Source organism: Pseudomonas sp. NPDC087612 (assembly GCF_044743505.1).
In the GTDB taxonomy this organism is placed as follows: domain Bacteria; phylum Pseudomonadota; class Gammaproteobacteria; order Pseudomonadales; family Pseudomonadaceae; genus Aquipseudomonas.
Map to the genome: position 1 here is coordinate 51,857 of NZ_JBIUWO010000018.1, position 13,500 is coordinate 65,356.

Annotated in this window: 15 protein-coding genes; 6 read left to right on the forward strand and 9 right to left on the reverse strand. The window is 54.7% G+C overall.

Features of this window, described 5'->3' with window-relative positions:
- Window positions 1-75 precede the first annotated feature (75 nt).
- Window positions 76-1,002, forward strand: coding sequence for a universal stress protein (locus ACIOVF_RS27365; RefSeq protein WP_401293981.1), 927 nt, complete (start codon window positions 76-78; stop codon window positions 1,000-1,002).
- A gap of 59 nt (window positions 1,003-1,061) precedes the next feature.
- On the opposite strand, the gene ACIOVF_RS27370 is transcribed toward ACIOVF_RS27365, so the two are convergent.
- Window positions 1,062-1,610 carry a GNAT family N-acetyltransferase gene (locus ACIOVF_RS27370; RefSeq protein WP_401293984.1) on the reverse strand — a complete coding sequence of 183 codons (549 nt, stop codon included), beginning with the start codon at window positions 1,608-1,610 and terminating at the stop codon, window positions 1,062-1,064.
- A gap of 204 nt (window positions 1,611-1,814) precedes the next feature.
- On the opposite strand from ACIOVF_RS27370, the gene ACIOVF_RS27375 reads away from it, so the two are divergent.
- From ACIOVF_RS27375 to ACIOVF_RS27385, 3 genes are all read left to right on the forward strand, one after another.
- Entirely contained in the window at window positions 1,815-2,702 is an 888-nt protein-coding gene (locus ACIOVF_RS27375) for a universal stress protein (protein WP_401293987.1), read from the forward strand.
- A 31-nt stretch (window positions 2,703-2,733) separates the two neighbouring features.
- A complete protein-coding gene (locus ACIOVF_RS27380) occupies window positions 2,734-4,047 on the forward strand; it encodes an MBL fold metallo-hydrolase RNA specificity domain-containing protein (protein ID WP_401293990.1) in 1,314 nt (437 codons plus the stop codon).
- 96 nt (window positions 4,048-4,143) lie between these two features.
- Window positions 4,144-4,797, forward strand: coding sequence for a hypothetical protein (locus ACIOVF_RS27385; protein WP_203583956.1), 654 nt, complete (start codon window positions 4,144-4,146; stop codon window positions 4,795-4,797).
- Here the strand turns inward: ACIOVF_RS27385 and ACIOVF_RS27390 are convergent.
- The 8 genes from ACIOVF_RS27390 to ACIOVF_RS27425 form a co-directional block, all read right to left on the reverse strand.
- A complete protein-coding gene (locus ACIOVF_RS27390; protein WP_203583957.1) occupies window positions 4,786-5,358 on the reverse strand; it encodes a GNAT family N-acetyltransferase in 573 nt (190 codons plus the stop codon). The genes ACIOVF_RS27385 and ACIOVF_RS27390 overlap by 12 nt on opposite strands.
- 194 nt (window positions 5,359-5,552) lie before the next feature.
- The gene (locus ACIOVF_RS27395; protein WP_401293993.1) at window positions 5,553-6,920 is read right to left on the reverse strand and encodes a sensor histidine kinase; all 1,368 of its coding nucleotides are present in this window, start codon (window positions 6,918-6,920) and stop codon (window positions 5,553-5,555) included.
- Complete coding sequence (locus ACIOVF_RS27400) at window positions 6,917-7,579, reverse strand: response regulator (protein WP_115086620.1); 663 nt, start codon at window positions 7,577-7,579, stop codon at window positions 6,917-6,919. The genes ACIOVF_RS27395 and ACIOVF_RS27400 overlap by 4 nt, the downstream gene beginning before the upstream one ends.
- An 11-nt stretch (window positions 7,580-7,590) precedes the next feature.
- Window positions 7,591-8,235: a tetratricopeptide repeat protein gene (locus ACIOVF_RS27405; RefSeq protein ID WP_401293996.1), complete on the reverse strand. Its 645-nt coding sequence runs from the start codon at window positions 8,233-8,235 to the stop codon at window positions 7,591-7,593.
- The gene (locus ACIOVF_RS27410; protein WP_115086622.1) at window positions 8,232-9,041 is read right to left on the reverse strand and encodes an SDR family oxidoreductase; all 810 of its coding nucleotides are present in this window, start codon (window positions 9,039-9,041) and stop codon (window positions 8,232-8,234) included. The genes ACIOVF_RS27405 and ACIOVF_RS27410 overlap by 4 nt, the downstream gene beginning before the upstream one ends.
- Window positions 9,028-9,702, reverse strand: coding sequence for a TenA family transcriptional regulator (locus tag ACIOVF_RS27415; protein WP_401293999.1), 675 nt, complete (start codon window positions 9,700-9,702; stop codon window positions 9,028-9,030). The genes ACIOVF_RS27410 and ACIOVF_RS27415 overlap by 14 nt, the downstream gene beginning before the upstream one ends.
- Window positions 9,699-11,180, reverse strand: coding sequence for an AMP-binding protein (locus ACIOVF_RS27420; protein ID WP_401294002.1), 1,482 nt, complete (start codon window positions 11,178-11,180; stop codon window positions 9,699-9,701). Before ACIOVF_RS27420 ends, ACIOVF_RS27415 begins: the two co-directional genes overlap by 4 nt.
- Complete coding sequence (locus tag ACIOVF_RS27425; protein WP_401294005.1) at window positions 11,170-11,847, reverse strand: thermostable hemolysin; 678 nt, start codon at window positions 11,845-11,847, stop codon at window positions 11,170-11,172. The genes ACIOVF_RS27420 and ACIOVF_RS27425 overlap by 11 nt, the downstream gene beginning before the upstream one ends.
- Window positions 11,848-12,135: 288 nt before the next feature.
- Here ACIOVF_RS27425 and ACIOVF_RS27430 point away from each other — a divergent pair, with 288 nt between their 5' ends.
- Window positions 12,136-12,504: a hypothetical protein gene (locus tag ACIOVF_RS27430; protein WP_401294008.1), complete on the forward strand. Its 369-nt coding sequence runs from the start codon at window positions 12,136-12,138 to the stop codon at window positions 12,502-12,504.
- A 17-nt stretch (window positions 12,505-12,521) separates the two neighbouring features.
- Window positions 12,522-13,421 carry a DUF3800 domain-containing protein gene (locus ACIOVF_RS27435; RefSeq protein ID WP_401294011.1) on the forward strand — a complete coding sequence of 300 codons (900 nt, stop codon included), beginning with the start codon at window positions 12,522-12,524 and terminating at the stop codon, window positions 13,419-13,421.
- Window positions 13,422-13,500: the final 79 nt, after the last annotated feature.

Genomic DNA, 13,500 nt, shown 5'->3' on the forward strand with positions numbered 1-13,500 from the left:
ATGCAAGTCAAACACACAGCCTTGGACGGATGCAGGATGGTGCGTACCTACTCATCGCTTAGTGCGAGGTGTGTCATGTCCGACTATCAACGCTTGTTGTTCATCGCCCCCCCTTTGATGCAGCGCACTGACGCCTTTGACCGTGCTGCTGCTTTGGCAAAAGCCAAAGGCATTGCATTACATATAGTGGCTTTTGATTACCTTGAGGGGCTTGCCACCGCAGGGCTGGTCAATGAACAGGCACTGGCAGTGATGCGCCAGGCCTATGTCGAAAAGCACCGCCAGTGGCTTGAAACCCAAGCCGTACCCCTGCGTAGGAACGGGCTTACGGTAACCACAGAGGTTGTCTGGGTGAACGATGTCCTGGATGAAATCCTGACCCATCTAAGGGAGCAGCCGTTTGCAATGGTGGTCAAGGACATAGAGCATGAGTCGCGCCTGATGCGGGCGATGTTCACTACACTTGATATCCGGCTGTTACGGGAGTGCTCGGTGCCGCTGCATTTTGTCGACAAGGCCAGCCATGCTATACCTCGTAAAGTTCTCGCTGCCGTTGACCTATCGCGTCCCGAGGATCAGTACCAAGGATTCAATGACCGCATCATCACTGAGGCGTTGAAATTGGCCATGCAATGTAAGGCGCAGGTGGAGATCTTGTATGCCTATGATTTGACCTCTATGCAAACGGATGCGGAGAACCTCGGGCGTAAATCATTTTTGTTTGGCTCAAATGTTGCCGAAAGTCTGCATGAAGCCCAAAGCGACGCCTTTCGCGAGCTAGCTGAGCGCAACGGTATTGATCCGGAGAGTTGCCATATGATCATGGGCGACCCAGCAAAAGTCTTGAGCATCTTCTGCGAAGCTCAAGGTACCGATATCGTAGTGATGGGGCGGGTGCACCACCGTGGTTTGGCCAAGTACATCGGCAGCACGGTTGAAAGGGTACTTTACAAAATGCCTAGCAGTGTCCTGGTCATCACCCCGGAAACTCCAGTGGTCTGACAAAGAACCTGCCTCAGCGCGGTTTCGGAGCTCGGATAATACCGCGCTGAGGTAAATGATCATCCATGTAGGTCGAGCTCATGGATGATTTCAGTTACATCTCCAGCCAGGTAGCGTGAGGAAAAACCGAGTGTTTTCGCAAGTCGATGCATCCCGTAGTTGTTTGAGAGATCACGTGAAATCATGCGCTCATAGCCATTGCTGCGTGCGGCACTGATCAGGTGATTCATTAACAGTCTACCCAAGCCTTTGCGCTGCCATGGCTCGCTTACGGCAACCGCACACTCGCAGTTCTTGCTGTCGGGGACTGCCGCATAGCGGCTTTCGCCGATTTCACGCAGTTGGCCACCATCATACATCAACGCGACGTAAGCCATGCGGTGGTGGTAGTCCACATCCATCAACCGTTCGAAAAACGATGATGCCTCCCCGCTAAACCCTGCTAGGAAGCGAAAGCGTCTCAACTCGTAAGACACATGCCCTACAAACTCATGATCCCTCTCACGGTCGGGCTCACGCAGTGGTCGAATCAGTACGGAAGTACCGTCGTTCAACGACTCTATCCAGTGCTCCTTGGACAGATCGCCAAAATCGATATCGTTATTCATCGCGCTCTCCGGGCTTACAGTCATCAAAGGGAGCTTGCCGATTACTGTTGTACTGCTCACCAGCATCCTCGTTCTGACTTGAATCAAGTTCGTTGCGTGTCGCAGCCTTTCTGATCTGAATCAAGTCTGAAGCGGGGTCAAGGCACAGAATTTAGTACCTGAGCTTCGATTCCCGGTAGGCGATGACATGATTGGAGGTTTGCGATGAGTCAGTACCAACAATTGTTGCTGCTTGCCCTGGATGCCGATTTGACCTCGCCAGCGGCACAACGCGCCAAGGCTTTGGCTAAAACGACGGGGGCAGGGTTGCATGTCTTGGGTTTATTTGAACCTAATGGGCTTAGCAACTGGCGAGAAGAAGTAGAGGTTGAACAGCAAATCGCCGAGCAGTTCTCACAATATCGTGATCGATTGACGGAAACGGTTGGGGCAATACATATAGACGATGCGTGCGCTACCAGCCAGGCAGCATTGACCGACGATCCCGTCAAGGACGTGGTTGACTGCATTCACACGCTTCGTCCCGACATGGTCATCAAGGACATTGATGAGGTTTCAGCGCTCAAGCGGGTGTTTGGGGTCTCTTTCGATAGCGAGCTGATGCGCGCCAGCCCGGTACCTGTACATTTTGTCCAGCATGGCAATGTGCCTCTTCCCAACGTAATCCTTGCAGCCGTCGATACGGCCAATTCGGAGCAAGGAAACGACTTCAATCACAAAATAATCCGCGCAGCCACGGCCATGGCGCTGCAATGCAATGCTCAGTTGCACCTGCTTTCTGCCTATGACATTTCACCAATCTTTGTTGCCGATTCGAATGCGGCTTTGGACTGGGTTGAGGAGCTAATTGCTGTATTACGCGAACCTTATGATGAACTGGCCGACTTCTACGGCGTTGCTACTGAATGTCGACATTTTGTCCAAGGGCCGCCAGTGAACGCTATCAGCGATCTGGTGCGCGATTTGGCTGTTGATGTTGTGGTTATGGGGATAGTGCAACCTAAAGGCTTGGGCAAACTGCTCGGTGATACGACAGACCGGATAGTGAACTCGGCACATTGCAGCGTACTGGCTGTTAATTCCGGCAACTAGAGCCCTCCGGCCAGCTTTCGAGGTCAGAATCATGCAGCTCACATTTCTTGGTGCGACGGGTACGGTTACCGGAAGCAAGTATCTACTTCAGCACAACTCGACGCAGGTGCTTGTCGATTGTGGACTGTTCCAAGGATACAAGCAGTTGCGCTTACGCAACTGGCAATCTTTGCCTATACCAGTGGATGAAATCGATGCGGTAGTCCTTACCCATGCGCACCTCGATCACAGCGGTTACCTTCCAGTTCTGGTTCGGAATGGGTTTCGTGGGCCGATTTATGCGACTGCGGCCACTTGTGAGCTGGTGAGGATCCTGTTGCTCGACAGTGGTCGCCTACAGGAAGAGGAAGCCGACTATGCAAACCGACGTGGCTACTCCAAACACCACCCCGCCCAGGCGCTGTACACGGAAGAGGAGGCGAAGCGAGCACTTGCACATCTCCGCCCGCTGGAACTACATCACTCGGTTGAAATCGTCGACGGTCTGCAGGTCTATCTTCGTTCTGCAGGTCACATTTTAGGTGCCGCGACTGTCGAAATAAATGCAGGAGGCCAAACCATAGTGTTTTCTGGTGACCTAGGGCGCCCCAACGACCCTATCATGCGAACCCCGGAGCTGATCGAGAACGCAGACATTCTTTTGGTCGAATCTACGTATGGTGACCGACAGCACCCGAAGGAGGCTCCAGAGACGTATCTCGCCAATGTCATTAATCAAACACTGCTAAGGCACGGCATCACCCTGGTTCCGTCATTTGCCGTTGGGCGTGCGCAATTATTGATGTACTACCTGTATGCGCTCAAAAGAGAGCACCGAATCCCAGATATTCCGGTTTACCTCAATAGTCCAATGGCATCAGATACCACCGCGCTGTATCAGCGCTTTCACCAAGAGCATCGCCTATCTGCCGAGGAGTGCGCAGCGATGTGCCGTAGCACCCATATCATTCGTACAGTCGACGAATCAAAACACCTTGACCAGCTTCGCGACCCTGCGGTGATCATCGCAGCCAGTGGCATGGCAACCGGGGGCAGGGTACTGCATCACCTGAAGGCGCTGGCTCCCAACCCCCGCAATACGTTGTTGTTTTCTGGGTTTCAGGCCGGTGGTACTCGCGGAGCGGACATCATTGCTGGAGTTAGGACAATCCGTATGCACGGTGAGGATGTCCCGATACGCGCTCAGGTTTCTGCCATGGAGAGTCTGTCGGCGCATGCCGATGCTGATGAAATCATGCAGTGGTTGCGGGGCTTCAAGAGGCCCCCTCGGCATACCTTTGTGGTGCATGGTGAACCCCATGCAGCTGATACGCTGCGGCGCCGAATCAGCCTTGAGCTTGGTTAGTCGGTGTCAGTGCCAGAGCACCTTGAAACCGTAGAGCTTTAGTTGCCCAGCACCGTATAGCCTACTTTGGCACGGACTAATGTGAGGGTATTGACCATGAACGCAACCAGTAAAGAGAAGCTTAAAGCCTGGTTGAAAAGGCCACGAGCTAGCTTCGGCATAATTGCTGGAGTGGTGAGCTTCGTAGTGTTGGTATCTATTGCAGGCTGGTTCGATGGTGCTGTTGAGTTGCTTACGGCCAAGCCCTGGATCTTACTGGGCTTTGTTGCGATCAGTCTGTGCGTTGGGGTCATTGTGCAACATCGTTACACCCTGTTTGTTGGTAAAGCTATTTTCAATCCTGGCTCAACAGGGTGGCGGCATAAGGTTGATCGTATCTCGACCTACGCTAAGGAATCGAACTTGGTTTTGTGTTTTCTGATAACCATAGGGGTGGGGTATCCCACAACGTTGTACTACGCGGCTCGATCAATTCGTACCATCGTTGCTGCCTGTGAAACGAACCTCAACGATCAGCTTGCGTTCCCGGGGGAGGATGGGAGGTCGGTATCTATTTCTTCGCCCATCTGCTTGTGTTTGTCTGAGGTATTTCTGGACAGAAATGGTGTATTGCGGCTCGCCCTGTTCAACACTTCAGTCTTTGAAGTAAGTGATTTCCAAGGCATCACTGAGGAGGACGAGCAGCAATGTTTGAACCGTGTGATTTCTGGTGAGCAGTCTGCAGCTTCGCAGCGCTCATCAAGTCAATGAAAGGCGATGGATAACCTGGCAGGCATCGCTGGGATCACGCGCAGTCGAAAAGCCGAAATCACGAGCTAGATCATGCATCGCCGTATTGGCCGCCGAGTCGATTGAGTACATCTCTTTGTACCCATTCGCCCGAGCCTTATCGATCAGGTGGCTAAGTAACAGCGCTCCTAGGCCGCGATGCTTCCATTGATCATCAACGGTAACCGCACACTCACATTCATCTGGCTGGGCGCCTGCTGCATAACGACTGATACCGACCTCTAGGAGTTCGCCTTTGACGTGTGCCAAAGCCACATATGCCATTTTCTCCCGCTGATCGACGGTCATCAACTGATCAAGCATGGCTTCTCCTGGCTCTTTGATTTGGCACAAAAAGCGAAAGTGTCGCGACTCTGGTGAAAGACGCATGATGAAGGCCCTTTCTCGCTCGCGATCCTCTGCACGCAGAGGTCTGATGAGGACGTGCCCACCATCCTTTAGCGGCTCGATCCAGTGTTCGCCTTTTTCAGGAGGAAAGGCGGGAGTAGATGGTGTTTGCGCGTTAGATTGAACAGGTGCCATGGGATTTACTCCGAAGGGATGGAGAGGTTCGTAAATCACCATTCTTATCTACACCTGTCGGGGCGCCCCCGTTTGATGTATGTCAAACATGAGTCTTCCCAACCAATTTACGGATGGCTACTTTCAAGGCTTTATCCGACGCGAGCCCAGCCACTGGGCCCACCGACGGGAGACTGATTGCGAATCTGAGAGTATTACTTGAAGGGTAGGTCTAACGTTGCACGCATACCTCCCTGACTACGATTTTCTAGCGTTATCTGCCCTCCCATACGATCTGCAATTGTTTTCACGATAGCGAGCCCCAGTCCTGCTCCCTGGTCATTACCTCGACTATAGAAACGTTCAAGGAGCCGGCCAAACTCGGACTCATCGATACCTGGGCCGTCGTCTTCGATAGACAGTTCGTAGTGGTCGCCTTTTCTTCCAAGACGCACCGTGATCAGGCCGTGTGCCGGAGAAAAATTTGCCGCATTGGTTACCAGATTGTTTAACGCAATATTGATGGCAGTCGGATCAACTCTGACGTTGTAGGTGTCGTCGCTGACATCGAATACCAGTTCAAGTCCCTGGCTCAGCAGCCAAGGCGTCAATTGAACCAGGCTGTCGCGGACGGTGGCTGCAAGATCAATGGTTGATGGCGTAGTGGATACTGATTGCGGCTCGATGCGAGCCATCGTCAGCAACTGGTTGACCAATCGACTGGTACGATCCACACCCGCAATCAAATGCTCTAGTGACTCGCGCCGACTTTCTTCACTCTGTGTTTCCAACAAGTTCTGGGCATGTACCTTTAGCACCGCCAGGGGGGTGCGCATTTCATGCGCAGCGTCGGCAATGAAACGTCGCTCACGCCCAAGCACTTCCTGAATTTGCGCCAGCATACGGTTGAGCGCTGCCTGCATTGGCTCCAGCTCGCTCGGAAGGGGGGTCAATTGAAGTGGCTCCAGTGACCCGCTGTGTCTAGCACGAAGGGTGGAAGCCATATTCGCGAGCGGCCTGAGACCCCATCCAATGGCAAGCCAAACCATTGCCGCAAGAATCAAGCTGCCCAAAACGTTGGGCCACAAGGTGTGGCGCACAATACGCTCAACGAGGTCAGCTCGCACATCATCGCGCTCGCCCACCCAAATCCGCATACCGTTGCGCTTGTCTTCCAACATGAAAGCGCGCCAATTCCGATTGTTCAGATCCACGACATCGCTGAAACCGGGCTTGCCAGGCAGGGTGTGAAAAGAGGGGGCGCTCGCCGTATGCACAAGGAGCTCACCTTGGCTGTTCCAGACTTGGAACGCGATTTTGCTTTCGTAAGGATGTCCGTCGACTCTGGGTACGGCTTCGCCTAATGCTGTATTGAAGGCCTGATAGAGCTCGGCGTACTCCTTTCTCTGTAGCGGCATGCGCATGACACCCTGTAGAAGCCGTGCGTTTTGTGCGAGCTGAGCGTCGTAGACTTCCGTGATTTCGTGATTACTGTCGTGAAAATTAAGCGCACTGATCACCGCAAACCCCAAGAGCATCAAGCCGATTATCAGGGTGAGTGTGCGACGTCGGATTGACGTCATCGACGCTCCTCCACCAGATATCCCACGCCGCGAACTGTGCGAATCAGATCAGTCGAGAACTTCTTGCGCAGGTGATGGATGTGTACTTCCAGCGTGTTGCTTTCGGCTTCTTCGTTCCAGCCGTACAACAATTGCATCAGTTGATCTCGGGTCATCACGCGACCAGGAGGTGACAGCAATTCATGCAGCAACTGATATTCCTTGGGTGTCAGGGCTACAGGCAGGCCCTGGTAGCTGACTTGCTGGGTGCCAGGGTTCAGACAGATGCCCGCATGCTCGATCAACATCTGTGCTCGTCCGGCACTGCGGCGTAACAACGCACGTAGACGGGCCTTCAGCTCGGCCAGGTCGAACGGTTTGATCAGATAGTCGTCGGCGCCTGCGTCCAGCCCGGCGATACGGTCTTCTGTTGCATCACGGGCCGTGAGGATCAGCACCGGCAGGTTGGAACCGCTATCGCGCAGACGCCTGAGTACTTCTAGTCCGTCCATACGTGGCAAACCAAGGTCAAGCACTGCCAAGTCGAAGGTCTCACTGAGCATGGCGTGCAGAGCACTACTCCCGTCCTTGAGCCAATCGACAGTGTAACCTTCACGCCCTAGCGCTTGATGAATACCCTCGCCCAGGGCGACATCATCTTCGATCAGTAATAAACGCACGCAAACTCCAGTCAGTCGAGTTTCTTGTTAACGTCTTCCAGTAGCGCGGCGATTTCTTTGCGCCGTCCAACGTCAGCACTTTCCCGGCCCTGTCGTGGAGGCGCTTGTAGTGCCTTTTGCAGGGCAACCTTGGCTTCAGCGTAGCGCTTCTGGCGGTAGAGGTGATCGCCCCAGAAATATAGGCTATCGATGCCGGCAGGATTGAGTTGCAACGCTTTCTGAAGCAGTTGCTCTGCCTTGTCAGCATCACCGAAACCGATCGGCCAGCCGGGTACTCTGTCGTAGAGTGCAGCAAGGCTGGTATAGGCCGAGCCTTGCAAGGCATCGGCGTCTAGAGTTAGGGCTTTTTCCAGATCGGCCTTGGCATCTTTGACCTTACCTAGGGCGCCCAGCCCGCCTTGAGCACCCGCCCAACTGCTGGTAACGATTCCTGACCAGATCCACGCTTCGGCTAACACTGGGCGATCTCGCGTGAACGACGATGTTTGTGCCGCCAATTGCGCGAACGCCGCTACGCGCTGTTGCTCTGGCAGTTCATATTGTATGTGCGCCCAGCTTTGCTGAATGTCATTAAGGCGTTGCTGATCCGAGTTGTCGAGCGCCCAGACGCCTTGGCTCAACATGCCGAGCAGCAGGCAGGCAACGGTCTTTTTCATGGTTTGAGGTGCTCATTTTCGTGGGTGTGACTAAGACGCCGGATCAGCGGCAATTGCTTGCGCAGGCCACGATCCACCAAGTTGGGCAACAGGCTGTTCAACCGCACAAAAAATCGCTCCGGCCACCCCAGATAGAGATCGCGACGGTCACCAGCAATGGCGTGGATCACCGCCGCTGCCACCGCCTGTGGATCATCGACGCTTGCCTTGAGTGCATCGTTGAGCGCTTGGGCGGCAGAGCTGTTCATCGAGGTACGGGTGGCGCGTGGTGCGACATAGAGGACGCCGACCCGGGTGTCGGCAAGCTCCCGGCGCAGGGCTTCGGAAAAGCCGCGAAGTGCAAACTTGCTGGCACAGTAACTGGCATATCCAGGGTAGCCAATCGAGCCATAGGTTGAACCGACGTTGACCACCATGGCGCTGTCGGCCTGCTTGAGCAACGGTAGAAGCAGTTTGGTCAGGCAAATTGGGGCGCTGACGTTCACGCTCAACATCGCGTTGATTTCATTGTCATCCAGCTGTTCGAGCATGGCGAAGTGGTTGACGCCGGCAGCATTGATCAACAAGTTGATGCCATCAATGGCTTCGGCGGCGGCCAGTACTTTGCGACGATCATTGAGGAGCGTGAGATCGGCGGCTACCCAGAACAAGTTTTGCGGATAGCGCTCAAGCAACGGCATCAGGGATTCCTGATGTCGAGCTACCGCCAGCACCTGGGCGCCGGCGGCGCACAGAGCCCTGGCAATTTCCTGGCCGATCCCACCGCTGGCGCCAGTCAAAACCACCCGGGCATCATGCAGCTGCATGATGAACCTCCGCAGCCCGGGGCAAGCCACGAAACATATCGATGTACAGCCGATACACCACTTTTGACGCATGGATGATAGCCGCCTGGTCTGCGGGGTCTTCCAGCCTGTTCATCAGGCGGCGGTAGGTCTGCATATGCTCGATATCCAGTGAACCGTGGGAACTGAGATAGCTGAAGGCGCTTTCTGGAAGACCCAGATGCTCGCGGATGCTGCCCGCTGCATGGGTGGCCAGGGCAATGCTTGTGCCTTCCAGCACATTGACCATGCCGAACAGGCCTACCGGGTTGCCTCGAGCAATCAAGTCGTAAAGAAAGCTGATCATCAGTTCAATCGGCATTGAGGGTTGGCTGTCACGCACGGCGTCACGGTCACCGCCGCAGGCGGCTATATCGTTAAGCACCCACTGTTCATGGCCGTATTCTTCTTCGATGTACTCGCATACCGCTTTGCGTAGCCATTCGAGGTGGCTTGGCAGTCGCGCGCCGCAGGCCATCATCAGTGGCACCGTGTGGCGGACGTGGTAGTAGGCTTGCGCAAGAAATTCCCGATAACTCTCAAGGCTGACCTTACCTTCAAGTGCGTCGAGGATTATCGGCAGGTTGAACAGTTCGTGGCGCTCTTGATGTGTAGCTTCTTGAAGCGTGTCGAAAAAACTCATGATGCAGACTCCTCAGATACGGCAGATTCGGTAAGTTGCGCGTGAAACGTCTCGACAATTGCGTCGCGGCGCGGGCGGCCATTGGCAGTCAGCAGGCCGTTGGCAGCCGTGAAGGGATAGGGCAGGCGCGTCCAGCTATGAACTTGGGCGTAGTCGGGCAATGCGTCGTTAGCTTCCGCTACAGCCCCAGCAAGTTCTGCATCAGTACAATCGGTACGATGGGGCCACAACAGAGCGTGATTGCGTGGAAGCGATTCCCCGTACACAAAAGCTTGGGCAATGTGGCGGCGTTGGGTGAGTTCGGCCTCTACCCATTCCGGGTTGACGTTGCGTCCGAAACTGGTGACAAATTGATGCTTCTTGCGACCTTTGAGGTAAAGGAAGCCTTCCGGATCTAGCTCTCCGAGGTCGCCGCTGGGCCACCAATCCTCGGCGTAAGGTGCATCGCCCAGATAGCCGAGCAGTGCCGAGCCCTTGATCAGTACTTCACCATCTTCTGCCAGCTTCACCTGGATGTGAGGCAAGGGTCTACCAACGCTTCCCAGGCGCTGTGCACCGGGACGATTGAGGCACACCACAGAGGCGCACTCAGATAATCCGTAACCTTCGTAAACCGGCAGACCGACGCGCTCAGCTCGGAGCAACAAGTCCTCAGAGACGCGCGCTCCTCCTACAGCAGCAAATCGCAATTTCTGTGGGTCGAAGGCTTTCTGCTCAGTGGCGCTGACCAACATCTGCAGCAACTGCGGCACCAAAATCAGACTCTCGGGTGCGCGCTTGGTAAGGCGCTCGAGTAGCCGGGGTAAGTTGACGCCGCTGGCGCCTTGAATGCCCAAGGCTTTTTGACTCGGTAAGCTCAAGGTTGCGCCAGCGTACAGTGCGGCGTAGCAACCGAGGTTTTCCAGCAGGATTGCTAGTGGCAACAATGCCAAGTGATGCTGCGGGTCAGCAGGTTTACTGGCTTGATCCAGCTCTCTTGCTACTTGTAGTAGGTTTTCCGCGCTCAGGCACACGCCTTTAGGGGTACCGGTGGTACCGGAGGTGAAGGTCAGTTTGGCCGTGCCTGGGGGCATCCGGTTCGGGCCGGCGAATGTACGGCGCCAGAACTCGCCGCTTTTTTCATAGCCCAAGGCAAGCAATTCAGCATCCAGCTCCGGTTCCGAAATCACCCTTGCCGCCTGACTTTGCTCCAGGCAATGGGCGCGCTGTGTTGGGCTAAAGAAGGGCGGCAAGGTTACGCAAGTCAAGCCCTCGAACAGCGCGGCAAGATCCCAGAGTATTGCTTCAACGCCGTTATCCAGTGCCAAGGCTATAACCTGAACGTGGTTGTCGCGTAGGCGTTGCTGGCGGTACGACACTTCGGCGTAAAGAGTGGCGTAATCGAGTCTCACCCGATCATCCCAAAGTGCAATCGCGTGTGGGTTGCACTCCATATGGCTATGCAGGGTCTTCTGGAAACGTTGTAACTCAAGCGACATGGCTAGTGCCCTCAATGGATGACGGCAGACCCAGCCGAGTGAACAGACCACTGTTGCGCAAATGGATGAATCCCGCGCGAATGTTACCGACGTGTACCCAGGGTTTGCTCTCGTAATAGCTGCCCCAACTGTAGCGATCGTCACCCAGTCGGGCCGGGTCGGCTGCGCACAACGTCACCGGTTTCAGACCGAGGCGATGGAAGCTATTGACCAAGCCGATGTTGCCGGTAAATGCCACCCATTCCAGGCCGCCCATGGCCAGTAACCAGGTGATGGCGATGATGCTCAGTCGCGCACTGCCGGTATCGCAGGCAGCCAGGTTGCCGACCTCGACAATGCTGGCCCGACCCACCGGGTATCCGGCAGCAGCACTGATCAGCGGATCGATGGGCTCGTCTAGATAACGTTCCAGGAACAGTGGTTCGTCATGTGCAAGGCGCACCCCGGCGACCGCACATAACTCGCCATAGGCTTTGCTCATGCCAAACAGCTGTGGCATGAAATGACGGATGTCGGCGCCGTGAGCCTTGCGAAAGCGTTGCTGAATAAACGCTTCGAATGCGGGTCGCAGGCTGTCGCCTGGCATGGCACCGGTCAATGTCAGCTGCGGCGTCTCGGCTTGGCCGAAGCGCAGGGGCAGGGGAGTGTTCCAGTCGAAATGGGGCATTGGCAGATCGCCTCCCTGTATAGGTTGGAGAGGAGTATCCAAGGTATTTCTTAACGAAGTCTGAAGGTGAGGCTCACTGATGCTTCGGTGGTTGTCCGCGTAAGGAATTCCTTCGGAACCTATTCAGAGAGACTGCGGCGATTGAATGCCGCAGTCACGGGTGTCTGAGAAGCTCCGGATGCCCGCGACTAACGATGGAAGATAATGAAACGTGTACGGCATAGCTGAGTGATGGCATTTAGCCGCTCTGCGAGATAAGCTCAAGTTTTTCAGGCATCAAGGAAGACTATGAACAGGCTCATCGCTGTCGTTGGAATGTGCTTTGTGCTCAGTGCTTGCGCGACATCCCATTACACCGCTGGCCGAGATTTTCCTTCGGCAAGTGTGGGTAACATCACCAAAGGAAAGACTACGACGACTGAGCTGAAAGCACTTTTCGGTGAGCCTTACACGAAGAGTGCTGTAAGCGAGACCGATGAGAAGTGGATTTACATGTACACGTCTGGCTCTGCGCATGCTCAGAGCTATGTGGTGACGATGAAGGTCACCACCACCGGTACGCAGAAGACTCTGGATGTCCTCATCCGCGATGATGTGGTCATCAATTACACCTTCAGTGAAGGCCCTGCACCTGGTAGCAGCACAGCCACCTACTGATGAGGGAGAGTTCCTGATTGGACAGAACGTATGCCTATGTTGATGAGTCGGGTAACTCTGATCTAGACACATCCAAGGCGGGAAGCTCTGGCTTCTTCGTGGTGTGCTCCATCCTTGTGTCTGAGAAAGACCTACAAGCGGCTTATCAGCGTGCAGAGGATCTTCGCCGGCAGCACTTCCAAACGGGTGAAATCAAGTCAAGTAAGGTGCGGGCAAAAGACGCTGGTAGACGTGTTCATATCCTCACCGATCTCGCAGAGCTTCCGATCAAGCTTTATTTCGTGGTCGTGGACAAGGAGCGCATCTACAAAGACGGAGGCTTGCAGTTCAAGACCTCGTTCGTAAAGCACATAAATGGATTGCTGTATGGCCGGCTCTTCACTAGTTGCCGCAACCTGCAGATGACCGTTGATGAGCATGGTGGGGTTGAGTTCCAGGAGAGCCTAAAGGCCTACGTTCAGGATCGTTACGTCGATGACCTCTTTGGGGATGACCATGCGTTCCAGACCAGATCCAGTAAAGACGATGTGCTGATTCAAGTGGCTGACTTCTTCGCGGGATCGGTTGCCCAGATCTACGAGCAGAAGGCGACTGGAGAGGTCGCTCAGGTCTATAAGAAATTACTTCGTGAACAGACGTTGGGTCTGTTGGAGTGGCCACCTAAATTTAACTCCCTGCTACCCCCGCCCATGGATGAGTCGAAATATGCTGACTACCAGGTGCATCAAGAGGCTCTTCGCCAGTCGGATCGATTCATCGAGCAGGCTGGACAGCATCCGGACGAGGACGAGAGTTTGCAAGTCAGCATCCTGGATTACTTGAGGTTCCAGAGTGAGTTCGTCACTAAGGACTACATCCCGACAGCGGACATTTTGGCGCATCTAGGTGTCAGGGGCTTTGGTGTAGTGGTCAACTAATCCCGGACACTGCGTTAAGTTTTTCTTCGGCAACAGCGGGCGCTAGCCCGCTGTTGAACTGATGCGGTCGCTGCCAGTT

Excerpts from the sequence above, each read along its gene's own strand:
- ACIOVF_RS27385 (WP_203583956.1), top strand. The coding sequence starts at position 4,144 with ATGAACGCAACCAGTAAAGAGAAGCTTAAAGCCTGGTTGAAAAGGCCA.
- ACIOVF_RS27415 (WP_401293999.1), bottom strand. The coding sequence starts at position 9,702 with ATGAGTTTTTTCGACACGCTTCAAGAAGCTACACATCAAGAGCGCCAC.
- ACIOVF_RS27380 (WP_401293990.1), top strand. The coding sequence starts at position 2,734 with ATGCAGCTCACATTTCTTGGTGCGACGGGTACGGTTACCGGAAGCAAG.
- ACIOVF_RS27375 (WP_401293987.1), top strand. The coding sequence starts at position 1,815 with ATGAGTCAGTACCAACAATTGTTGCTGCTTGCCCTGGATGCCGATTTG.
- ACIOVF_RS27410 (WP_115086622.1), bottom strand. The coding sequence starts at position 9,041 with ATGCAGCTGCATGATGCCCGGGTGGTTTTGACTGGCGCCAGCGGTGGG.
- ACIOVF_RS27365 (WP_401293981.1), top strand. The coding sequence starts at position 76 with ATGTCCGACTATCAACGCTTGTTGTTCATCGCCCCCCCTTTGATGCAG.
- ACIOVF_RS27425 (WP_401294005.1), bottom strand. The coding sequence starts at position 11,847 with ATGCCCCATTTCGACTGGAACACTCCCCTGCCCCTGCGCTTCGGCCAA.
- ACIOVF_RS27370 (WP_401293984.1), bottom strand. The coding sequence starts at position 1,610 with ATGAATAACGATATCGATTTTGGCGATCTGTCCAAGGAGCACTGGATA.
- ACIOVF_RS27390 (WP_203583957.1), bottom strand. The coding sequence starts at position 5,358 with ATGGCACCTGTTCAATCTAACGCGCAAACACCATCTACTCCCGCCTTT.
- ACIOVF_RS27430 (WP_401294008.1), top strand. The coding sequence starts at position 12,136 with ATGAACAGGCTCATCGCTGTCGTTGGAATGTGCTTTGTGCTCAGTGCT.
- ACIOVF_RS27395 (WP_401293993.1), bottom strand. The coding sequence starts at position 6,920 with ATGACGTCAATCCGACGTCGCACACTCACCCTGATAATCGGCTTGATG.
- ACIOVF_RS27405 (WP_401293996.1), bottom strand. The coding sequence starts at position 8,235 with ATGAAAAAGACCGTTGCCTGCCTGCTGCTCGGCATGTTGAGCCAAGGC.
- ACIOVF_RS27420 (WP_401294002.1), bottom strand. The coding sequence starts at position 11,180 with ATGTCGCTTGAGTTACAACGTTTCCAGAAGACCCTGCATAGCCATATG.